The sequence below is a fragment of the Streptomyces sp. NPDC053432 genome, from assembly GCF_055585365.1.
Genome location: NZ_JBVJKF010000011.1, coordinates 40,479 through 61,271 on the forward strand (window position 1 = coordinate 40,479; position 20,793 = coordinate 61,271).

General features: G+C 72.6%; 16 protein-coding genes. 8 read left to right on the top strand and 8 right to left on the bottom strand.

Annotated elements, in window-relative coordinates:
- Positions 1-15 precede the first annotated feature (15 nt).
- The 3 genes from ACZ6Y1_RS19425 (at position 16) to ACZ6Y1_RS19435 (ending at position 8,099) form a co-directional block, all read left to right on the top strand.
- The gene (locus tag ACZ6Y1_RS19425; RefSeq protein ID WP_469630789.1) at positions 16-3,453 is read left to right on the top strand and encodes a right-handed parallel beta-helix repeat-containing protein; all 3,438 of its coding nucleotides are present in this window, start codon (positions 16-18) and stop codon (positions 3,451-3,453) included.
- Positions 3,450-4,772, top strand: coding sequence for a S8 family serine peptidase (locus ACZ6Y1_RS19430; protein WP_469630792.1), 1,323 nt, complete (start codon positions 3,450-3,452; stop codon positions 4,770-4,772). The genes ACZ6Y1_RS19425 and ACZ6Y1_RS19430 overlap by 4 nt, the downstream gene beginning before the upstream one ends.
- A gap of 492 nt (positions 4,773-5,264) precedes the next feature.
- The gene (locus ACZ6Y1_RS19435; RefSeq protein WP_469630796.1) at positions 5,265-8,099 is read left to right on the top strand and encodes an AfsR/SARP family transcriptional regulator; all 2,835 of its coding nucleotides are present in this window, start codon (positions 5,265-5,267) and stop codon (positions 8,097-8,099) included.
- 61 nt (positions 8,100-8,160) lie between these two features.
- Here the strand turns inward: ACZ6Y1_RS19435 and ACZ6Y1_RS19440 are convergent, their stop codons facing one another.
- Positions 8,161-9,504 carry an ABC transporter substrate-binding protein gene (locus ACZ6Y1_RS19440; protein ID WP_469630799.1) on the bottom strand — a complete coding sequence of 448 codons (1,344 nt, stop codon included), beginning with the start codon at positions 9,502-9,504 and terminating at the stop codon, positions 8,161-8,163.
- Between the two features lie 303 nt (positions 9,505-9,807).
- On the opposite strand from ACZ6Y1_RS19440, the gene ACZ6Y1_RS19445 reads away from it, so the two are divergent.
- The 5 genes from ACZ6Y1_RS19445 (at position 9,808) to ACZ6Y1_RS19465 (ending at position 14,199) form a co-directional block, all read left to right on the top strand.
- A complete protein-coding gene (locus ACZ6Y1_RS19445; RefSeq protein WP_469630802.1) occupies positions 9,808-10,209 on the top strand; it encodes a hypothetical protein in 402 nt (133 codons plus the stop codon).
- Positions 10,210-10,338: 129 nt separating this feature from the next.
- Positions 10,339-10,866 carry a sigma-70 family RNA polymerase sigma factor gene (locus ACZ6Y1_RS19450; RefSeq protein WP_469630804.1) on the top strand — a complete coding sequence of 176 codons (528 nt, stop codon included), beginning with the start codon at positions 10,339-10,341 and terminating at the stop codon, positions 10,864-10,866.
- Positions 10,867-10,929: 63 nt separating this feature from the next.
- On the top strand, positions 10,930-11,919 hold the full coding sequence (locus ACZ6Y1_RS19455; RefSeq protein ID WP_469630807.1) for an N-acetylglucosamine kinase: 990 nt from the start codon (positions 10,930-10,932) through the stop codon (positions 11,917-11,919).
- Between the two features lie 356 nt (positions 11,920-12,275).
- Entirely contained in the window at positions 12,276-13,493 is a 1,218-nt protein-coding gene (locus ACZ6Y1_RS19460) for a MinD/ParA family ATP-binding protein (protein WP_469630810.1), read from the top strand.
- Positions 13,494-13,644: 151 nt separating this feature from the next.
- Positions 13,645-14,199, top strand: coding sequence for a hypothetical protein (locus ACZ6Y1_RS19465; protein ID WP_469630813.1), 555 nt, complete (start codon positions 13,645-13,647; stop codon positions 14,197-14,199).
- A gap of 127 nt (positions 14,200-14,326) precedes the next feature.
- On the opposite strand, the gene ACZ6Y1_RS19470 is transcribed toward ACZ6Y1_RS19465, so the two are convergent.
- The 7 genes from ACZ6Y1_RS19470 to ACZ6Y1_RS19500 all read right to left on the bottom strand — a co-directional run bounded on the left by ACZ6Y1_RS19470 (position 14,327) and on the right by ACZ6Y1_RS19500 (position 20,787).
- Entirely contained in the window at positions 14,327-15,019 is a 693-nt protein-coding gene (locus ACZ6Y1_RS19470) for a hypothetical protein (protein ID WP_469630815.1), read from the bottom strand.
- A gap of 51 nt (positions 15,020-15,070) precedes the next feature.
- On the bottom strand, positions 15,071-15,529 hold the full coding sequence (locus ACZ6Y1_RS19475) for a WhiB family transcriptional regulator (RefSeq protein ID WP_469630819.1): 459 nt from the start codon (positions 15,527-15,529) through the stop codon (positions 15,071-15,073).
- A gap of 249 nt (positions 15,530-15,778) precedes the next feature.
- Positions 15,779-16,195, bottom strand: a complete 417-nt coding sequence (locus ACZ6Y1_RS19480; protein WP_469630822.1) for a J domain-containing protein — start codon at positions 16,193-16,195, stop codon at positions 15,779-15,781.
- A 74-nt stretch (positions 16,196-16,269) separates the two neighbouring features.
- Positions 16,270-16,842, bottom strand: coding sequence for a nucleotide exchange factor GrpE (gene grpE, locus ACZ6Y1_RS19485; protein WP_469630825.1), 573 nt, complete (start codon positions 16,840-16,842; stop codon positions 16,270-16,272).
- Positions 16,843-16,889: 47 nt separating this feature from the next.
- On the bottom strand, positions 16,890-18,767 hold the full coding sequence (dnaK, locus tag ACZ6Y1_RS19490; RefSeq protein WP_469630828.1) for a molecular chaperone DnaK: 1,878 nt from the start codon (positions 18,765-18,767) through the stop codon (positions 16,890-16,892).
- A 265-nt stretch (positions 18,768-19,032) separates the two neighbouring features.
- On the bottom strand, positions 19,033-19,461 hold the full coding sequence (locus ACZ6Y1_RS19495; RefSeq protein ID WP_469630833.1) for an Hsp20/alpha crystallin family protein: 429 nt from the start codon (positions 19,459-19,461) through the stop codon (positions 19,033-19,035).
- A gap of 120 nt (positions 19,462-19,581) precedes the next feature.
- On the bottom strand, positions 19,582-20,787 hold the full coding sequence (locus ACZ6Y1_RS19500) for a tetratricopeptide repeat protein (RefSeq protein WP_469630836.1): 1,206 nt from the start codon (positions 20,785-20,787) through the stop codon (positions 19,582-19,584).
- Positions 20,788-20,793 lie beyond the last annotated feature (6 nt).

A 20,793-nucleotide genomic window follows, 5' to 3' on the forward strand; every position in this document is an offset into this window, starting at 1 on the left:
AAGGAACCATCAGCCATGTCGCGCCAGGTGCTGACCGTGTGCGCCCAAGCACAGCACGGCGGCGGGTCCAGGCGACTGTTCCGCACCATCGGCGAGGCGCTGGAGGCCGCGCCGGACAGCGGCGCGGTGATCTCGGTCCGCCCGGGCCGGTACGAGGAGAACCTCGTCATCGGCAAGATGGTGACGATCAGCGCCGAGGACGGCCAGGGAACCGTACGGGTCTCCCCCCGGCGGGGGACGGTGGTCCAGGTGGTCGCGGAAGCCGTACAGCTGACGGGCCTGGTGCTGGTGGGTCAGGACGACGAACTGCCCGCGGTGGACGTTCCGCGCGGTCAGGCGGCCTTCCAGGACTGCGAGGTGGTGGGCAACGCCTGGACGGCCGTGCTCACGCGCGGGCAGGGTGAGCTGGCGATGCGCGGCTGCCGGGTGACCAATCCCGGCGGCGCCGGGATCGTGGAGACCTCCTCCGGCACCAGCGTGATCGAGGGCTGTGTCGTGGAGCACCTGGGTACGTCCGCGGTGGTCATCGGCGAGCGGGCCGATCCCACCATCCGCAACTGCGTGCTGCGCGACGCACGCGGCAACGGCGTCGTCGCCAACGGCGAGGGCCGCGGGGTGGTGGAGGACTGCGAGATCTCGGCCACCGACAAACCCGCCATCGCGCTGGAGCAGAACTGCGTCACCCGCGTCGTGCGCACGTCGGTACGCGACTGTCTGCTGGGCATCTACATCAGTTCGGCGGACCGGGTGGTGGTGGAGGACTGTGCGGTGACCGGCACCAGGGTCCACGGCATCGCGCTGGCCGCGGGCACCGATCCGGTGCTGCGCCGCTGTCGTACCTCGCGTACCAGGGGCAACGGCATCCACGTGACGGGCCGGTCCCGGGGCAGTTTCGAGGCGTGCGAGGTCGGCGCGGCCGAGGGCAGCGGCATCTGGGTGGAGGAGTCCTCGGGGCCGTCGTTCAGCCGGTGCTCGGTCCGGGACGCCAAGGAGGCCGGGGTCCAACTGACCGGGGACAGCGCGCCGGACTTCGACCGGCTGGAGGTGCGCGACAGCGCCGGCGCCGGGGTGCGCGTGCTGGAGGGCGCCAACCCGATGCTCCGGCGCGTGACCGTGTCGGACGTTCGCGGGCCGGGTGTGGAGGTGACGCGCGGCGGGCGGGGCCGGCTGGAGGCTTCGGAGATCTCCAGGACCGGACAGGCCGGCCTGCGGATCTCCGACGGCGGCAACGCGTACGCCGGCAACACGACGGTGCGGGACTCCGGTTCGGCGGCGATCTCGGTCGGCGGCGGCGGAGTGGCCGTACTGCGCGACTGTGACGCGACCGCGTCACCCGCCGAGGGCGTGCTCGTCGAAAACGGCGGCGAGCTGACCGCCACGCGGACCCGGGCCCGGGGGTCCCGGCGGCACGGCATCAGGATCGCGGCCGGTGCCCGGGCCACCCTCACCCGGTGCGAGGCCGTGGACAACTCGGCCGACGGCATCCGGATCGACTCCGTTGAGGCGGTGCGGGTGTTCGACTGCACGGTCTCCGGCAACCGCGGCTCGGGCCTGCGACAGCTGGAACACTCGGACCGGGTGGCCGTGGAGAACCTGACGAGTTTCGCCAACGAGCTGCCGGACGCGCACGGCGGAGCGGGGGCCGCGCCCCTCGGCGGTTCCGTCCGCCCGGGCGACCGGGGCCTCGCCGGGACGGCCGGGGCGGACGGGACGCCCGGCTCCGGCGGGGAGTCCGGCGCGGATGCGCCGACGGGGTCCCCGGCCGGGCCGCCGGAGCGGCGGGGGCCGCTGGAGGCCCTGAAGGCCCTGGTCGGCCTGGACGGGGTGAAGGAGCAGGTCGCCACCCTGGTGAACCTCAACAGCCTGGCGCGGCGGCGGGAGCTGGCGGGGATGCCGGCCCTGCCGATGAGCCGCCATCTGATCTTCGCGGGCCCTCCCGGTACGGGTAAGACCACGGTGGCCCGGCTGTACGGCTCGATCCTCGCCGAGCTGGACGTCCTGCCGTCGGGCCACCTGGTCGAAGTGGCGCGCGCGGACCTGGTGGCGTCGGTCATCGGCGGTACGGCGATCAAGACTACCGAGGTCTTCAACAAGGCGCTCGGCGGGGTGCTGTTCGTCGACGAGGCCTACACCCTCTCGCAGGGCGGCGGAGGCAGCGGCCCGGACTTCGGGCGGGAGGCCATCGACACCCTCGTCAAGCTGATGGAGGACCACCGCGACGAGGTCGTGGTCATCGTGGCCGGCTACTCGGGGGAGATGCGGGGCTTCCTCGACTCCAACCCCGGCCTCGCGTCCCGGTTCAGCCGGACGGTGGAGTTCGAGAACTACACGGACGACGAGCTGACGACGATCGTGGCGATGGCGGCGGCCTCGCACGGCTACGAACTGGCCGACGGCACCCGTGAGGCGCTCGGGGCCCACTTCGCGAAGGTGGCCAAGGGCGCCGACTTCGGCAACGGCCGTGCGGCGCGGAAGGTGTTCGAGGAAATGGTGGACCGGCAGGCGTCCCGGCTGGCCGGACTCCCCGAGATCGCGCACGCGGACCTGGCGCTGCTGCGCCCGCAGGACGTCGGGGGTGCCGCGGCGGTCGTGGCGGCCGGCGGCGGCGCGCCGCCGGAGCGGAAGACGGAACTCCTGGACGAGCTGCGCGGGATGATCGGCCTGCCGGCGGCGAAGGAGCAGGTCGAGGACCTCGTCAACCTGATCAGGCACGTGAACCGGCGGAAGGAGGCGGGGCTGCCGACCGCCACGATCAGCCACCACCTGGTGTTCTCGGGGCCGCCCGGTACCGGGAAGACGACGGTGGCCCGGCTCTACGGGCAGTTGCTCTCGGAGCTGGGCGTACTGCCCGGGGGTCAGCTGGTCGAGACCGCCCGGGCCGACCTGGTGGGCCGGTTCGTCGGCCACACCGCTCAGCTGACGAAGGAGGCTTTCGACAGGGCGCGCGGCGGTGTGCTGTTCATCGACGAGGCGTACACGCTGACTCCGCGCGGCGGCAGCGGCAACGACTTCGGCCAGGAGGCCGTGGACACGCTGATGAAGCTGATGGAGGACCACCGGGACGAGGTGGTGGTCATCGTCGCGGGGTACGCGGAGGAGATGCGGGGTTTCCTGGACTCCAATCCGGGCCTGGCCTCCCGGTTCTCACGTTCGGTCGCCTTCGACCACTACACGGATGCCGAACTCGTGCAGATCGTACGGACACAGGCGGAGAAGACCGGATACGAGTGCCCGCCGGAAACGCTGGCGGCGCTCGGCGGGCTGTTCGCCTCGGTGCCGCGCGACCGGAACTTCGGCAACGGCCGCTTCGCGCGCCGGACGCTGGAGACGATGATCACCCGGCAGGCCGGCCGGCTCAGCAGGCTCGACCTGGACGTCGACGACGTGGCCCGGCTCAGCCTGCTGCTGCCCGAGGACGTTCCCCCGGACGCGGCGTCGGGGGGCACAGCATGACCCCGGCCGGCCGGGGGCGCGTCGGGCGGACGGCTGCCCTGGCGTGCGGGGTGCTCGTGCTGGCCGCGCCGTCCGCCACGGCCGCTGCTCCGGGGCCCGGCGCCCCGGGGCCCGGGACGGCCGCGCCCGCGGCCACGGGTTCGCCCGCAGCGGGGACGGAACCGGCCTCCCTGCCCACCGTCTCCCAGCGGCTGTCCACCGACGAGTGCCGCACGCCGTCGGACCGCGTCAGCTCGCGGGTGCCCTGGCCGCAGACGTATCTACGGCCGGAGACGGTCTGGCCGCTGACCGAGGGTGAGGGGGTCACCGTCGCGGTGGTCGGCTCGGGCGTGGACGACGCCGCGGGCCTGCTGGACGGCCGCCTCGGCCGGGCGCCTCGCCGGACCGACGGCGGCCCGGCCCTGGACTGCACGGGGCACGGCACCTTCACCGCAGGACTGATCGCCGGGGCGCGCAGTCCGGGAACGGGTTTCGCGGGTGTGGCCCCGCGGGCCCGGATCCTGGACGTCCCGGTCACCGACCGGCGCGGGAACGCCGGCCCCGACCAACTGGGTTGGGGAATCCGGGTGGCGGCGGACGGCGGCGCCCGGGTGATCGCCGTGATGGCGGTCGCGGACACGGACAGCCCGGCGCTCGCGGACTCCGTCCGGTACGCCGTCTCCAGGGGCGCCGTCGTGATCGCTCCGGCGGCTCCGGACGGGGACGGCGGGGGCGCCGCCTTCCCGGCGGCCCATCCCCAGGTGCTGTCGGTGGCCGCGACCGGCCCGAGCGGGGACCCGGTCGGGCAGCGGGTCGTCGGGCGTACGGACCTGACGGCACCGGGTGAGGCGATGATGGGCCCCGGGCCCGGGGGGAAGGGACATTTCACGGCGTCCGGGCCGAGTTACGCCGCCGCGCTGGTCGCCGGCACCGCGGCGCTCGTGCTCGGACACCGGCCGGAACTCAGCGGTGAGGCGCTCGCCCACCGGCTGCGGGCCACCGCGTCCTGGTCCGGCGGACGCCCGCAGGGCTCATCCCGGGGATACGGGCCCGTGGACCTGGTGGCGTCCGTCACCGCGGCGCTCCCCGAGGAGTCCCGGGACGGGGCGGCGGGCACGTCCGGCGGCGTCCGGGCTCCGGCCTCCGGCGTGGCGATGCCGCCGGACCCCGGGCCTTCGGCTGCGGGGCCGGCCTGGCTGGTTTCCGCTGTCGCCTTCGCCATGGTGGCGGGCGTGGCCGCGGTCGGCGCGGTGCTTTCGGGGGGCCGGCGGAGGAAGTGGCGCCCCGGCTCCTACGAGCCCCCCGCGCAGGACACGGGCCGTCGTTCCGCCCTGCTCTGATCCGCCGGATTCTCCGCGGGCCCGCGGGGCCGCCCCGCACGCACCGGCAGGAAAAGGATCCGGCCACCGAGCGGCATTCCGAGGGAACCCGTATCCGCCGCCGGCGCCTTGCCAGAAAGGACTTCACCTCTGCCGGGCACCCGCGAACGGAAGCGAAACGCCCCGCCCGGCACCGACCTTTTTTCGCCGAGTTCACCCCCAGGAATGCGGCGCGCCGCACAGCGTTCCGGTCGAAGTCGTATACGGCCGCTGAAGTCTGAACCGCCGTGTGCACCGGTACGTGTGACCGGAATGAGCCGGGCGTGAGCCGGCCCGTGGAGATTTTGTGCGGAATCAGCGATTTCTGCTCCTGGCTCGGTTTTCTCAGGGGCTGATACGGTGGCCCATCCAGTCGCAGTCGCCGGCACCGCGCCGATGCGCCCGCACCACTGCGGCGGGTTTCGGGGTGGTGGTCCCACGCGCTTCGCGAGGCGGCTGGTGAAGGTGGGGAACATGAGATTGCTGCTCCTTGGGCCATCGGAATTGCGCCGCGACAACGGCGAATCCGTGGCCCTCGGTGGTGCCAGACGCAGGGCGGTGCTGGCCTCGCTCGCGCTGAACCTCAACCGGGTCGTTCCGGTGGAGCGGTTGCTGGACCTGGTGTGGGACGAGGCGCCGCCGCCGAGCGCCAGAGCGGCGCTCCAAGGACATGTCGCCAGTCTGCGCGGCCGTCTCGACGGCGACACCATCAGGCTGGTGACCCGGGCTCCCGGGTACGCGCTGATGGCGGAGCGCAGCCGGGTGGACGTGCACCACATGCAGGACCTCGTGGCGGCGTCGCGGGACGCGTCGGACGACGAGGGCATCCGGCTGCTGGGCTCGGCGCTCGACCTGTGGCGTGGCCCGGCACTGGAGGACTGCGAGTCGGAATCGCTGCGCGGGGGTGCGGGGGCGCGACTGGAGCAGGCACGGCTGCGCGCCCTGGAACTGCTGGGCGAGCGGCTGCTGCGGGCCGGACAGGGGGCGGCGGCCGTGCCCCGGCTGGCCGAGGCCGTCGAGGAGAACCCGCTGCGGGAATCCCTGGTGCGACTGCTGATGCTCTGCCACCAGCAGGAGGGCCGGCAGGCGGAGGCGCTGGCCCTCTACGACGTGACCCGCAGGAGGCTGAAGGCGGACCTCGGCGTCTCGCCGGGGGACCGGCTCCAGGCGGTGTTCACGGGCCTGCTCGGCTCCGTGCCCTCCGGTCCCGCCGTGCCCGCCGGGCGGTCGGTGGCGGACCCCGCGGCGCGGGACGTGAAGGCCGCCGGCTCGGTACGGTCCCGGTCCGGGCCCGCGCGCGATGCGGCGCCCTCCGGCCCGGCCGGGCAGGCCCCGGCCTCCGCCCCGGTGGCCCGGGTCCGCCCGGCCCAGCTCCCGCGCACCCCGGCCGGCTTCGTCGGTCGGACGGGCGAGTTCCGTTCCGTGGAGCGGGCGCTGGCCCCGGGTGCCCAGGGGCTCGCCCTGGTCGTCGGTCAGGCCGGGGTCGGCAAGACCTCCCTCGCCCTGAGCTGGGCCCACGCACGTGTCGGCGACTACCCCGACGGGCAGCTGTTCGCCGATCTCCACGGCTTCGACGGTTCGGCCCCGGTGGATCCGTCCGTGGTGGTCAACGGGTTCCTGCTGGCCCTGGGCGTACCGCAGCACTCCATTCCGGACGACCCGACCGCCGCGCAGGCCCTGTACCGGTCGATGGTGGCGAGGCGCCGGCTGCTGATCCTGCTGGACGACGCGCGGGAGTCCGCGCAGGTGCGCCCGCTGCTGTCGGCCGGCAACGGGTCGGCGGTCATCGTGACCAGCCGGCTCCGGCTGGACGGCCTGCTCGCCCTGGACGGGGCGGCCCTGGTCCCGGTCGGCCTGCTGGACGAGGACGAGGGACTGGATCTTCTCCGGGCCGCGCTCGGCGACGACCGGATCGGGCAGGAGCCCGGCGCCGCCCTGGAACTGGTCCGGCTGTGCAGCGGGCTCCCGCTGGCGCTGCGGATCACTGCCGCCCGGCTGGCCGGACACCCCCACTGGTCCCTGCGGTCGGTCGCCGACGAACTCGGGGACGAACAGCAGCGGCTCGCGGCCCTCTCCATCGAGGACGCCGACATCACCGCGGCCCTTACGCTGAGCGTCCGGGCGCTCGACGGCGAGGCGCAGGCGGTGTTCTCGGCGCTCAGCGTGGTGCCCGGGGGCGATTTCACCGCCCTGTCCGTCGCGGCCGCGTGCCGGATGCCGCTCGCCGCGGCCCGCCGGGCGCTGGGCGTCCTGGCGGGCGCGCATCTGGTGGAGGAGCGTTCGGCCGGCCGCTACTCCTGCCACGATCTCGTCCAGCTGTTCTCGCGGGAGTACGGGGCCGAAGGACGGGAGGACCGGCTGCGCGGTCTGCTCGACTTCTACCTGCACGCGGCGTACGCGGCCTCCCGGACGTACGACCCGGCCGGCCGGCCCTGCTGCGACCTGCCGGACTGGTGCGAGGGTCCGCGGGCCCTGCCCGCGCTCGACGACCGGCGTACGGTGCTGGACTGGTACGCGGCCGAATCGGCCATGCTCTGCGCGGCGATCGAGGCCGGCACCCGTGCCGGGGAGGGTGGCCGGGCGTGGCGTCTGACCGTGCTGGTGTGGCCGCTGCTGACATGGCAGAGCCACCGCGACTGGATTCCGGTGGTGAGCCACGGCCTGCGCGCCGCTCGTGCGACGGGTGATCCGAGGGCGGAGACCCGGGTGGCGAACCTGCTGGGCTGGGCCACCGTCGAGGCGGGCCGGGCCGAGGAGGCGGTCCCGCTTCTGGAACGATCGCGTGAGCTGGCCCTGCGGACGGGCGACGACTGCGATCTGGCGCAGGCGCTGATCAACCTGGGGCTGGCCCAGGCCGCGCGCGGGAGGCACGAGGAGGCGGTGGCGGCGTACAACGAGGCCGCCCAGGTCTCCGAACGCATCCTCGACTACGGCACGGCCGCGCTCGCCCTCCACCACATGGCGCGGCTCTGCCTGGACCAGGGGGCCCCCGGGCAGGCACTGGTCCACGCGGAGCGGGCCCGGTCGCTGCCCGGCCCGCGCGGTCTGACGGGGGTGCTGCTGTGCGACGTACAGGGAGTGGCGCTGTGCCGGACCGGTGATCTGCGGGCGGCGCTGCGCCTGCTGGAGGAGGGGCTCGCCATGGCCCGCGCGGAGAAGTTCATCGCCGGGGAGATGGCCGTGCTCGAACATCTGGCGGAGGTGACGGAGAAGCTCGGGCTGGCTGCCGAGGCCGAGGAGAACCGGCGTGCGGCGGGGCTGCTGCGCGGCCGGCTGGAGCCGGCCACGCGGGAACCGCTCCACGTGTGAGCTGTCGGCTGCGGCCCGGCGGCACGGGCCGCCGGGCCGCCGGGCCGCACCCCCCTTGCGGCTACCGGGCCTTGGCGATGTCGGTGTCGATCTGCTCCGCGGTCCTGCGCAGACCGGCCTGGAGGTCGGGCACGTCGCCCTTCTCGTGCGCGTAGCCGAAGTCCTGCAAGGTGAGCTGGTACTGGCCGCCGTCGGGCTGTGTGGCGACCGTGCTGGACTTGGGGTGCCGGGCGATGTCCAGGAAGGTGCGGAACGCCGGGTCGGGGTCCAGGGCGGGCGAGTTCTGCGCCTCGAAGGTCGAGGGGACGTTGTGGATGGCGTTGGCGAAGGACACCACGGCCTCGGTGTCCGTGGCCAGGTACCGCAGCAGTTCCCATGCCGCCTGCTGCTGTGTGCTGCGGGCCGACAGGCCGATGATGGTGCCGCTCACGTAGCCCTTGCCGTAGTCGGCGCTCTGGGCGTCGGGGACCGGCATCGGTGCGGTGCCGATCTCGAACGCCGTGCCCGCTTCCCTGGCCATGGCCAGCCGCCACTCGCCGTCCAGCTGCATGGCCACCTGCCCCTTGTGGAAGGGGTGCTCGGCTCCCCATTCGTCACCGAACGAGGACCGGTACTTCTCCAGGCGCTGGTAGCCGCCGAGGCGGTCGACGAGCTGCTTCTGGAAGGTGTACATCTGCGCGAACGCCGGGTCCCGGGCGATCGTGGACTTCCCCGAGCCGTCGAAGTAGGCCACCGGCCCCCACTGGGCGACGTACTGCATCGGGGTCGTCTCGTAACCGTGGAAGGTGGGCATGAAGCCCAGCTGCTCGTAGCCGTCGTCCTTCACCTTGGTCAGCTTCTCCGCGACCTGGGCGAACTCGGTCCAGGTCCTGGGCGGTTCGCTGATGCCGGCGGCCCTGAAGGCGTCCTTGTTGTAGTAGAGGCCGTACGCGTCGCCCAGCAGCGGCAGCGTGCACTGGTTGCCCTGGTATTGGGTGTAGCGCAGCAGGTTGGGCGGGATTATCTTCTCTTTCTCCATGCCCGCCTTCTCGAAGAAGGGGCCGAGGTCGGCGAGAATTCCGGAGGAGCAGAACTTCCCCACGATGTTGGTGGCGAAGGACGACACCACGTCCGGTGCCTTGTCGCCGCCGGCCCGCAATGCCTGGTTCAGCTTGTCGTCGGAGATGTTGCCCGTGACCCGGACCTTGATGCCGGGGTGGGACTTCTCGAAGCGGGCGATATTGTCCTCGACCGCTTTCACCTCGTGCGGGGCGCTCCAGCCGTGCCAGAAATCGATGGTCGTGGGCCCGCCGCGGGATTCCTGGACGGGGGCGCCGGCCTGACCGGTACAGGCGCTGGTGAACGCCAGCGCCGCGGCGACCGCCATTCCGACGGACATCTGGATGAATGAGCGCTTTTCATGCATGGAAGTGTCTTTCTGCCGCTCGTGGGGACGGGTCGATCCCGAGGGTGGGGCAGCACCCTATGCGCGGAACCCGAAAAGCATCAGACCCTTTCCGTGAGCTCCGGTGAACGGAAGGACGGCGGTTCCCGGTAGGCGCCGGGGCCACGGGACTCTCCGGCCGAACCCGGCAGGGGGCCCGGGCCGTGACCCAGGGCGAAGAGGCCTGCGCGCCCCACCACGGCCCGAGGGCCGCCCGGAACGGTCCGCGACCCACGGCCAGGGCCGGCACTCGCCCCGTCGAGTGCACAGTTGGGAGGCAGTGTCATGGGAGCGCCCCCGCACAGGGCTCTTCACGTGGTCGCGGACACCGACGCTTCCCGCGGCGGTGCCGCGCCCGGCGCCGAGCAGGGGCCCGGGGTGCCGCACGCCGACGCGCGCACGGTGGTGGAGGCCGCCCAGCGGCTCGTTCTGCGGCTGCGGCCGGGCCTTCGGATCCCGGCGTCGGCGGACCGGCTGCCCGCCCGCGTCCGCGAGGAGGTCGGGGAGGAGCGTTTCGCACAGGCATGCCGTATCGCGTCGGCCTTCTTCATCGACGAACACCCCTCCGCGCCCGGCTGGACCGCCGAAGAACGCTCGACGGCCGCGGACTGGGTCGCCCTGCTGATCGAGCGCCAGGGGGACGAGGGCCTGACGGCACTCGAAGGCATGCTGCGACGCCTCGCCTGACAACCCCAACCCTCCTATGGCACACCGGAGATGAAGCCGTTGGGGAGACGTTGGCGGGCCGTTGGCCGCGCACCTCACTCTCGGGTCAGCGAAGTCGACGGCTTCGAGGACCGACGGGAGACCGGGAACATGCCGCACGCCGCAGACGACATCATCAGCGAGCTCTACCGCCTGCACGGCGGATACCTGATGCGGTCCCTGATGAAGATCACAAGCGGGGACCGGGGGCTGGCCGAGGACATACTCCAGGAAGCGATGACCCGCGCCTGGCAGCACCCCGAAAGCCTCGCGTCCCCCGACAGGCTGCAGGAATGCCGCCCCTGGCTCGCCACCGTGGCCCGGCGCATCGCCATCGACAAGCACCGCCGGGTCGTCACCCGGCCGCGCGAGGTGTGGAACGAGCCTCCCCAGGAGCCGGTCGCTCCCGGAGACGCCTACGAGGAAGTGCTCAGCTTCCTCGACGTCGAGCAGTTGCTCCACCGGCTCCCCGCACACCACCGTGACGTGCTGGTGGAGCTCTATCTGAAGGGCCGTTCCATGGCGCAGGCGTCGCAGGTACTGGGCATCCCCGTGGGAACCGTCAAGTCCCGCAACTTCGTGGCGGTCCGGGCGCTGCGCCCGATGCTGGAAGCAGCGGGCGTGCGGACCGCCGCCTGAGCACGGCCGGTCGGAGCGGACGGAACCCACCAGGCGTCGCGGACGGGCCGGAGGAGGAGCGCAGTGCTGCTGGCTGTGGATGCCGGGAACAGCAAGACCGAGGTGTCTTTGATCGATACGTCGGGCCGCCTGCTGGCCACGAGCCGGGGCGGCGGATTCAACGCGCACGCGACGGGTGTCCCGGCGGCGCTGGACGCCCTGGCCGGGCTGGTGCTGGACGTGACGCGCCGGGGCGGCGGCGAGCCCCCGCTGCCGGTGGGGCACGTGTCGGCCTGCCTGTCCAACGTCGACCTGCCGCGACAGGAGCTGGAGCTCACGCTGGCGCTGCGGGAGCGCGGCTGGGGAGCGACCGCGAGGGTCTACAACGACACGTTCGCGGTGCTGCGGGCCGGCTTGCCGGACACCGGCGGCGCCGGTCTCGCCGTGGTGTGCGGCGCCGGCATCAACTGCGTCGGGCTCGCCGGTGACGGCCGTACCGTCTGGTTCCCCGCGGTCGGCACGTACTCCGGGGACTGGGGCGGAGGCGGGCAACTGGCCGAGGAGGCGCTGTGGCACGCGGCACGCGCCGAGGACGGCCGGGGCGAGGCCACGGTCCTGGCACGTGAACTGCCCGGGCACTTCGGTCTGCCGAGCATGATGGCGCTGATCTCCGCACTGCACCTGCGCAGGATTCCGGACACCCGCCGGTACGAGATGGTGCCGGTGCTGTTCCGGGCCGCGGAGGCGGGCGATGCGATCGCCCGTTCCCTCGTCCTGCGCCAGGCCGAGGAGATCGTGCTGCTGGCGACGGCCACGCTCAGGAGGCTCGGGCCGCAGCAGTCACCACTGCCGCTGTTCCTGGGGGGCGGGATCCTCGCGGCCCGGCACCCCCTGCTGAACGACCGGATCCGGGAGCTGCTCTCCGCCCAGGCTCCTGGCCTCCGGCCGTCCGTGATCACGGCGCCGCCCGTAATGGGAGCGGCCCTGCTCGGACTCGACGCACTCGGAGCGCCGGCGCAGACGTACGGCATGCTGCGGACCCAATTCGCGGTGCCGGGGCGGACACCGGTCTGAGCACGTCGCCTCCGGCATCGGATGAACCCGGGTGGCCCGCTGATCCGTTCAGCTGGTCGAGGGCCTCGGCCGCCGTTCGGACACGGCTGGACCACCGGCGCCCTCGCCCGCCCGGCGGCGAGGGCAAACCCCTCCGCTCCCCGCCGCCGGACCGCCGCCGCCGGATGCTCCCCCGTCTCCGGCGGCGGCACGCCCCGGCCGCCTCACCAGGCAGGTGGCGACGCCGGCCGCGAGCGTCTCCCCGAGAGCACCCCGACGGCCGACCGGTGAACCCGCGGGATCCCGGAGCGCGTTGACACGGATGCCGGGATGCGCGGGCGGGCGCCGGACGCGCGCCCTGACGAAGGAGGACGGCCATGACGGTCGTGGTGGGCAGGATGAACGACCCGGAGGGGCGGTGGAGTTGGGAGCAGGCTCCCGACTACGGCCCGCCGGCCGAGGTGGAAGCCCCGGCAACGGCGCCGACCGGGGCGGCGCACACCCTTCTGGCCGGACCGCCGCCGCCCGACGCCCCTCACTCATCGGCACCGGCGCCCGGAGCGGCGTCCCTGTCGGCTCCCTCGCCCGAAGTCCCGGCCCGACCGGCGCCCGCGCCCGAAGTCCCGCCCCCGTCGGTGCCCGCAGCCCCGCCCGACCGGGAGCCCGCGTCCACCGCACCGGTGATCGAACTGGGCCGGGCCGCCGACCTCGAACTCTCCTCGGAGCGTCTCCTGCGCCGCCCGCGCGGCCCGCGCTGGACCTTGGACGGGCTGGGCGCACGGCGAGGTGGCGGCCGCTCGGACCAGGCGCGGCTGGAGGCGATCCGCACCCCCCTGAACCGCTGCCACCGGATCGCGGTGATCAGCTTGAAGGGCGGTGTCAGCAAGACGACGACCACGACGGTGCTCGGTTCCATCCTGGCGGCGGAGCGTTCGGACCGGGTGCTCGCCCTCGACGCCAACCCCGACTCGGGGACGCTGGGCCGGCGGGTGCCGCGCCAGACGCGGGCCACGATCCGCACCTTCGTGACGGCGCTGCCCGAGATCCGTACGTACATGGACATACGCCGGTTCACCTCGCAGGGCAAGAGCGGGCTGGAGGTCCTGGCGAACGACTCCGACCCGGCGGTGTCCCGGACCTTCGGCGACGAGGACTACCGGCGGGTGATGGACGTGCTCAGCGGCCAGTTCCCCATCGTCCTCACCGACTCGGGCACCGGGCTGCTGTACAGCGCGATGCGCGGTGTGCTCGAACTGGCGGACCAGCTCGTGATCGTGGCCACGGCGAGCGTGGACGGCGCCACGAGCGCGAGCATGACGATGGACTGGCTGGAGGCGCACGGTCTGCGCGGGCTGGTGGAGAGGTCCGTGACGGTGATCTCACGCGTCCGGGACTCCGGGCGGCTGGTGCGCGAGGAGGACGTGATCGCCCACTTCGCCTCGCGGTGCCGGGGCGTCGTGGCGATTCCGTTCGACGCCCATCTGGCCCAGGGAGCCGAAGTGGAACTCGGACGGCTGCGCAAGCAGACCCGCGCCGCCTACTACGAGCTGGCGGCGCTCGTGGGGCTCGGGTTCGCGGAGCCCGCGGCCAGGTGACCGGCCGGTGATCCGCACCCCGCTCGCGGCGGCCCGGAGGAGTGGTGCACCGCCCCACCCTGTCCGAGCCGAACCCGGGGCGCGTCCCCGGCCGTTCCACCAAGGGCGAGGGCCGTCGCACCGGGGGCCTCGGACACGAGGAGGACTGACCATGGCCTGGTTCGAGGGCCCCTGCCGGATCACCGTGACCGGGGTGGACGCCGACTGCCCGCAGCGGGCCGTGGTAACCCTGCGCCGGGGCAGCGGGCGACGGATCGAGATCCCGGGCACCGTGGGCTCGGAGCAGCTGGTCGAAGCGCCGAGCTTCGATCTGGAGCTGGAGCACCTGCACGAGGGGGCCTGGAGCCGCAACGTCCGTGCCGTGCGCGGCAAGTGGGAGCGCACGGGTCCCGTCGAGTCCCAGGTCGTGCGCAGCCAGAACCAGGACCGGCCCGGCGACCGGCATGGCCGCAACCTCGTACTGCGCATCGAGCGCACCGTCCCGGGCGCCGAACGCCCGGCCGCGCGGACGGCCGGGCTGACGGGGGACGCCCCCGCGGCCCGGCACCCGACCGAGACCTCGTACACAGGCCGTGCGGGGACCGGGTCCACCGCACCGGCCGTACGGACCGGCTCCGCCGGCCTGCCCCTCGCCGCCCCCGGCACGGCCCCCCGTCCGTCCTCCTCGTACAGGCCCGACGTGAGCAGTTCGGGCGGCGCCTTCTGAGGCCCTCGGCGCACACGGCGGACGCCCGGCGCGGGATCTCCCCCGGCCGGGCGTCCCCCGTACGGCCGCCCCCAGCGGCAGCCGACGGGAACAGGGGCCGTGTGCCGCCTACGTCGCAGCCCCGCGGTCACTCGGCGCCGGGTTCCCGGTACAGCCGGTCCACATCGGTCACCAGCGCGGGCACCGACACGCACTGGCCTCCGAAGCCCTCACACCGGGCGATGACGGCGTCATGCATGAGTGCGCAGCTGTCCAGGGGCTCGGGGTGCATCCGGTTCACGGGCCAGGGCAGCCCCTGCGCCTGCGATGCCTGCGGCAGGTTGCGGCGCGCCTGCGGACGGGCCGCCGCGAGGCGTGCCACCAGCGGGTGGCTCGCGACCCGCTCGACCTCGGCCCATCCCGTCGCCTCGTCGAAAACGGCGATCACCGGGGTGGGGTGAGTGTCGTCGAGGGTGCGGGTGAACGCGGCGACGTCCCCGGCGGTGCGGATACCGGGCAGCACCAGGCCCCCGACCAGGCCGGCCAGCTCGTCCAGGCAGCCGTCCGGAAGCCCGGCAGCCGGCGGCAGCCGCACCCAGAGCGGACGTCCGGGGTCCGAACGGCTCGCCCCGAGCAGGGCGAGCGTCGCACTTACCGCGGCGGTCGTACCGTCCCGCTCCGCGCAGGTGCCGGTGTCTATGACCACGACATCGGCCCGCGAGCACAGGCCCGGGAGGCCGGGTGGGCGCGCGGGGTCGACGAGGAGGTAGGAGCGGGCCGGGGCGAGCGCGCCCGTCGGCCTCGCCGCGACGCGGTCGGGGGTTCGGTGCTGGACGAGCATCGGGCTCTCCTGTCAGACGGTGTGCGTCGGGTGGTGCTGCCGGATGGTGTGTCAGCACCACCCTTTGGGGTAGTGCCGCTCCATCAGGGCGAGCAGCGCCCCGGCCCGGGCGGCCAGCCCGCGCGCCTCCTGGACCTGGCCAGGTGTCAACTGCAAAGCCTCCAGCACCTGTTCGACGTCCCAGCCCATCCGCAGCAGACCGTGGACCACACCGGGTCGCTCGGTCGGGGAAACCTGAGGGTTCTCACCGCATACGACGGACCGGGCAAGCTCCGCACCGCACTGCATGCGCGCCAGCAGCGACCTCATACGGCGCCGCTCCACCGGAGTGGTTCCGCCCCAGATGCCGTCGCTCTCGTCGGAACGGACGGCCATCGCCAGGCACTCCTCACGGACCGGGCAACGCGCGCACAGTTCCTTCGCCGCCGTGATCTGGGAATCCCGCAACCGCGTGCCGTACGCGGGGAAGAACAGAGCCGGATCGGCGTTCCGGCACGCCGGGTCGGACATCCCCGGATCGACCGCTCCCGTACGTGACCCGACACCGCTCCGACCATGCTGGACAACCGGCCCCACCACACGGATCCCCTCTCGGCTCGGCTCGCGCCGGGAAAACTCCCTCACAAGGACAACGTTCTTCGTCCGCTGCCGGTTCAGATGACGGGCCACGCACCGTCCGCACGGACGACCATGGCCCCGGACGGCGGTTTCCGGCGGCATCGGGAGGCGGGGGGCCGGGCCGAAGGTCCTCGGCAGCTGTCACCGGGCCCGTATGCGGGTCAGCAGCCAGGTGACGAGGAGGTCGAACGGGTCCTCGTACGGCGGTGTGGCGGCTGCGTATGCCGTCGCACGGGGACGCACGGCGGGTCGTGGAGACTCGCATGCCCCAGCGCACGCCGCGGTCCTCACTCGTACGGGGATCCGTACCGCGTGGCCGCCGGGCCGCTTCCGATCGCGTTCGGCGTCGTAGTCGGATCGGCGCAGCGGATCGTGCAGGGTCCGGTACGCCTCGATGACTTCGGCGAGTTCCGCGGCGGCCTGCGGACCGCTCGGGCGGGCGTCGGGGTGCAGGGTACGGATCAGCGCGCGGTAGGCGCTGGTGATCTGCTCCGGCGACGCCTCGTCCCGCAGTCCGAGGACGGTGTAGTGGTCGCGCGTCGGCCGCGAACCGCCCATTTCCCTCACCTCCGAAACAACCGGAGCCGAGCCATTCCTCTTCCACCCGTCTTAGAACCACGAAGGGAACGGTGTCAAGGTGATCCGGCCTGGTCGGGTGGTTCGCTCACCGTGACCTGCGCCGGGCGCAGGAGGTGGCGTCCGACGCGGTAGCCGGGCCGGTGCACGGCGGTGCAGGTCGGCCGGTCGACCTCGTCGGACCGCTGGGAGGAGACCGCTTCGTGGCACGTGGGGTCGAAGGGTTCTCCCGCGCTCCCGACTTCCTGAAGGCCCAGCGTGGCGAGCTGCGTCTCCAGTACATCGGCGACCGCCAGCAGACCGGGGTCGGGGTCGCCGTGCTCGCGGGCCTGGTCGATGGCGTCCAGGACGGGCAGCAGCCCTCCCAGGACGTTGGCGACGGCTATCTCCCGTACCGCGAGACGGTCACGCTGCACCCGCTTGCGGTAGTTGTCGTACTCAGCCTTGAGGCGCTGCAGATCGGCGGTACGTTCGGCGAGCTCGCCGCGCACGTCGGCGGTCCCGGCGGGAGGGGCGGCGCCGCCGCGCGGTGCGCGCGTACCGTTCCCGCCCTCGGTGTGCTGGGGAGGCCGGTCGCCTGTCCTGAGCTCGAGGGTGACGGGGTCGATGCGTCGTCTGTCCCTGATCACGATGGGGGGCGGCTGCTTTCGCGGTCCGTTGCCTGCCGTCGGTGGGCTCATCGGGCGTCTCCCTTCGGGCTCTCGTCGTCGACGATCTCCGCGTCGACGACTTCCTCGTCCGTGCCGGACGACCCTGTGCCGGACGACCCCGCGCCGGAAGGCGATCCGCCAGAGCCCGCTGCGGCGTTCTGGGTGTCGTAGAGGGCGGTACCGATCTTCTGCGCGACATTGGCGGCGCGCTCCGTCGCCGTGCGGATGGCTGCGGTGTCCTGGCCCTTGAGCTGCTCCTTGAGGTCGGCGAGGGCGGATTCGGTCTCCGTCCTGACGTCGGCCGGGATCTTGGCCTCGTTCTCGCGGAGCAGCTTCTCGGTCTGGTAGACGAGCTGTTCGCCGCTGTTGCGGGTTTCGGCCTCCTCCTTGCGGCGGCGGTCTTCCTCGGCGTGTTGCTCGGCCTCGCGGACCATGCGGTCGATGTCCTGGCGAGGCAGGGAGGAGCCGCCGGTGACGGTCATCTTCTGCTCCTTGCCCGTGCCCAGGTCCTTGGCCGTCACGTGCATGATGCCGTTGGCGTCGATGTCGAAGGAGACCTCGATCTGCGGGACGCCACGCGGGGCCGGCGGCAGGCCGGTCAGCTCGAACATGCCGAGCTTCTTGTTGTACGCCGCGATCTCGCGCTCGCCCTGGTAGACCTGGATCTGCACGGACGGCTGGTTGTCCTGGGCCGTCGTGAAGATCTCGGACCGCTTCGTCGGGATCGTGGTGTTGCGCTCGATGAGCTTGGTCATGATGCCGCCCTTGGTCTCGATGCCGAGGGACAGCGGGGTCACGTCGAGGAGCAGGACGTCCTTGACCTCACCCTTGAGGACACCGGCCTGGAGGGTGGCGCCGATGGCGACGACCTCGTCCGGGTTGACGCCCTTGTGAGGATCCTTGCCGGTCAGCTCCCGGACCAGCTCTGTCACGGCCGGCATGCGGGTGGACCCGCCGACCAGGATGACGTGGTCGATGTCCGAGACCTTGATCTTCGCGTCCTTGACCGCGTTGTGGAACGGGGCCTTGCAGCGCTCTAGCAGGTCCGCGGTCAGCTGCTCGAAGTGCGAGCGCGTGAGCTTCTCGTCCAGGTGCAGCGGGCCCTCGGCGGATGCGGAGACGTACGGCAGGTTGATGTTGGTCTCGGTGGCGGCCGACAGCTCGATCTTCGCCTTCTCGGCGGCCTCGCGCAGACGCTGGAGCGCCATCTTGTCCTTGGACAGGTCGACGCCGTAGGCGTTCTGGAACTGCTTCACCAGGTGGTCGACGATCTTCTGGTCCCAGTCGTCGCCGCCGAGATGGGTGTCGCCGTTGGTGGACTTCACCTCCACCAGCCCCTCGCCGATCTCCAGGAGCGACACGTCGAAGGTGCCGCCGCCCAGGTCGAAGACGAGGATCGTCTGGTCGTTCTCCTTGTCGAGTCCGTACGCCAGCGCCGCGGACGTCGGCTCGTTGATGATCCGCAGCACCTTCAGGCCCGCGATCTCGCCGGCCTCCTTGGTCGCGGTGCGCTGGGAGTCGTTGAAGTACGCCGGAACGGTGATCACGGCGTCCGTGACGTCCTCGCCGAGATACGCCTCCGCGTCGCGCTTCAGCTTCTGCAGGACGCGTGCCGAGATCTCCTGGGCCGTGTACCGCTTGCCGTCGATGTCGGCCCCCTCCGGGAAGCGCCAGTCCGCCTCGCCCATGTGGCGCTTGACGGACCGCGCGGTGCTGCCGACGTTGGTCACGGCCTGCCGCTTGGCGATCTCTCCGACCAGGACCTCTCCGCCCTTGCCGAAGGCCACCACGGAAGGGGTGGTCCTGTTTCCCTCGGTGTTGGTGATGACCGTGGGCTCGCCGCCCTCCAGGACTGCGACGACGGAGTTGGTCGTGCCCAGGTCGATCCCGACTGCGCGTGTCATCGTCCGCTCCTCTCAGACGCCTAACCGTTGTTCCGACTGCCGACTTCACCGGGCGGCCCGAGCAGGGCCGCTGCCGTACCGGTCCGGCGCGACCTCCAGGTGTCCGTCGGTGCGCTGCCGGAGCTCGGTCGCCGGCGGCGGTGTTTCGGCCATGACCGCAACCTCGCATTCTTCCCGGCCGGCTTCGGCAACTGCCGACGCGAGGAGGGTGAGCGGGCCGGTGCAGGGCCGGCCCGCCCTCCGGTTCCCGCCTGCCGGGCGTCCGTCAGGCGTTGATCTCCTTGCGTGCGCCCTCCGCGGCCCTGATCTCGATCTTCCGGGGCTTCGCCTCCTCTGCGACCGGAATGCTCAGCCGCAGCACACCGGCCTCGTACGAGGCCTCGATACGGTCCGCGTCCAGAGTCTCGCCGAGGAACAGCTGGCGGCTGAAGCTGCCGGAGGGGCGCTCCGCGATCAGTACCTCGCCGTTGTCCCCGGAGGCGGTGGTCCGCCGCTCCGCCCGGACGTTCACGACGTCCCGCTCGACGTCCAGGTCGATGGACTCGGGGTCGACACCGGGCAGGTCCAGCTCGACGACGAAGGCATCACCCTCGCGGAAGGCGTCCATGGGCATGGCCATCGGCCGGGCCGTGGTCCCCAGAACCTGCTGGGTCAGCCGGTCCAGTTCACGGAAAGGATCGGTCCGCATGAGCATCTTGGGTCACTCCTCTCCCTCTCGACACAGATGCACATGGCAACACCACCTATATAGCGCGGAGCAAAAAAGTTGACAAGACCCGACGCAGATTAATGGCGTACGGAGCCGGACGTGCTCCTAGGGAACGGCCCGCCGCAGCTGGTCGAGGTAGGTGCGCACCTCCGGGAGCTTGGGGTGGGTGGGGCCGCCGACGCGCTCCAGAGCGGCGATGAGCCGTTCGGTCGCCGCGATGGCCTCGTCGCGGCGCCCGGCCTGGTCGTAGCCGGACATCAGCGAGACCAGCGCGTCCAGGGTGCGCACGTCGTCCGGGCCCAGGCTGTGCTCGCGCGCCGCGAGGGCCGCCTTCAGGTACGGCAGGGCCCGCTCCGGGCGGCCGGCCTCCAGGTGGGCGATCGCCAGGTTGTGGTACGGGTAGGCGATCTTCTCACTGTGGGCTCCGTGGATGTGTTCGAAGCCCTGGACGACCCGTTCGTAGCAGGCGACGGCCGCATCGAGCTCCCCGGCGTCGTGGAGCAGGTGCGCCAGGTTGTCCACCCAGATGTAGGTGCTGAGGTGGTCGGGGCCGTAGAACCGCTCCTTGTCCGCGATGATCTCCCGGCACAGCGCGGTGGCCTCGGGCAGCCTGCCCGCCTTGTGGTAGGCCTTGAACAGCTTCCGCTTGCGGGCTTCCAGCGTCTCCCCGCCCGGCGGCAGCAGGCGCCTGCTGCCGGCCACCGTCTCCTCCAGCTGCGTGATCGCCCGGTCGGCACTGCCGGCTGCGGCGTAGGCGTCCGACAGCTTCTCGCGCCAGGTGAGGGTCCGCTCCTCGTCGCGGTCGGGGCTGAGCTCGCTGCCCTCCAGAGCCCGTTCCAGGTAGGGGACGGCCTCGGCGGGACGCCCCGCCGAAAGGTGCGCGGATCCGACCGCCTCCAGGGTGGTGAGGGTGTCCCGGGCGTAGGGGCCCAGGCTCGCCGACTGGTGGCCCAGGTTCTCCAGCAGCAGCGGAATCGCCCGGTCCTGCATGTAGGTGTCCCCGGGCGGTGCCGCGGCCGACCAAGCACACAGGATGATGGCGTAGTTGTGGCGCAGCCGCAGGACCTCCTCGTGGGCAGGGCCCAGCCGACGCTCAGCCTCCCGCAGTCGGTCGCGCATCCCCATGGTGGTGTCCGCGCCGAGGCTCATCGGTGCGTCGCCGGGATCGGTCAGCCGCAGGTCGAGCGGATCCGGCGGTGTGTCGGGCTCCGGCGAGGTGTGGGGCTCCGGCGGGGCGTCGGGCTCCGGCGGCGGGCTCGGCGGATTTCCGTGGTTCGCCGGGGTGTCCTCGGCTCGCTTCCTGCGGAACATCGCGGT

Bases quoted from the DNA above. Each gene is read 5' to 3' on its own strand.
- ACZ6Y1_RS19425 (WP_469630789.1), top strand. From the start codon at position 16: ATGTCGCGCCAGGTGCTGACCGTGTGCGCCCAAGCACAGCACGGCGGC.
- ACZ6Y1_RS19430 (WP_469630792.1), top strand. From the start codon at position 3,450: ATGACCCCGGCCGGCCGGGGGCGCGTCGGGCGGACGGCTGCCCTGGCG.
- ACZ6Y1_RS19435 (WP_469630796.1), top strand. From the start codon at position 5,265: ATGAGATTGCTGCTCCTTGGGCCATCGGAATTGCGCCGCGACAACGGC.
- ACZ6Y1_RS19440 (WP_469630799.1), bottom strand. From the start codon at position 9,504: ATGCATGAAAAGCGCTCATTCATCCAGATGTCCGTCGGAATGGCGGTC.
- ACZ6Y1_RS19445 (WP_469630802.1), top strand. From the start codon at position 9,808: ATGGGAGCGCCCCCGCACAGGGCTCTTCACGTGGTCGCGGACACCGAC.
- ACZ6Y1_RS19450 (WP_469630804.1), top strand. From the start codon at position 10,339: ATGCCGCACGCCGCAGACGACATCATCAGCGAGCTCTACCGCCTGCAC.
- ACZ6Y1_RS19460 (WP_469630810.1), top strand. From the start codon at position 12,276: ATGACGGTCGTGGTGGGCAGGATGAACGACCCGGAGGGGCGGTGGAGT.
- ACZ6Y1_RS19465 (WP_469630813.1), top strand. From the start codon at position 13,645: ATGGCCTGGTTCGAGGGCCCCTGCCGGATCACCGTGACCGGGGTGGAC.
- ACZ6Y1_RS19470 (WP_469630815.1), bottom strand. From the start codon at position 15,019: ATGCTCGTCCAGCACCGAACCCCCGACCGCGTCGCGGCGAGGCCGACG.
- ACZ6Y1_RS19475 (WP_469630819.1), bottom strand. From the start codon at position 15,529: ATGTCCGACCCGGCGTGCCGGAACGCCGATCCGGCTCTGTTCTTCCCC.
- ACZ6Y1_RS19480 (WP_469630822.1), bottom strand. From the start codon at position 16,195: ATGGGCGGTTCGCGGCCGACGCGCGACCACTACACCGTCCTCGGACTG.
- dnaK (WP_469630828.1), bottom strand. From the start codon at position 18,767: ATGACACGCGCAGTCGGGATCGACCTGGGCACGACCAACTCCGTCGTC.
- ACZ6Y1_RS19495 (WP_469630833.1), bottom strand. From the start codon at position 19,461: ATGCTCATGCGGACCGATCCTTTCCGTGAACTGGACCGGCTGACCCAG.
- ACZ6Y1_RS19500 (WP_469630836.1), bottom strand. From the start codon at position 20,787: ATGTTCCGCAGGAAGCGAGCCGAGGACACCCCGGCGAACCACGGAAAT.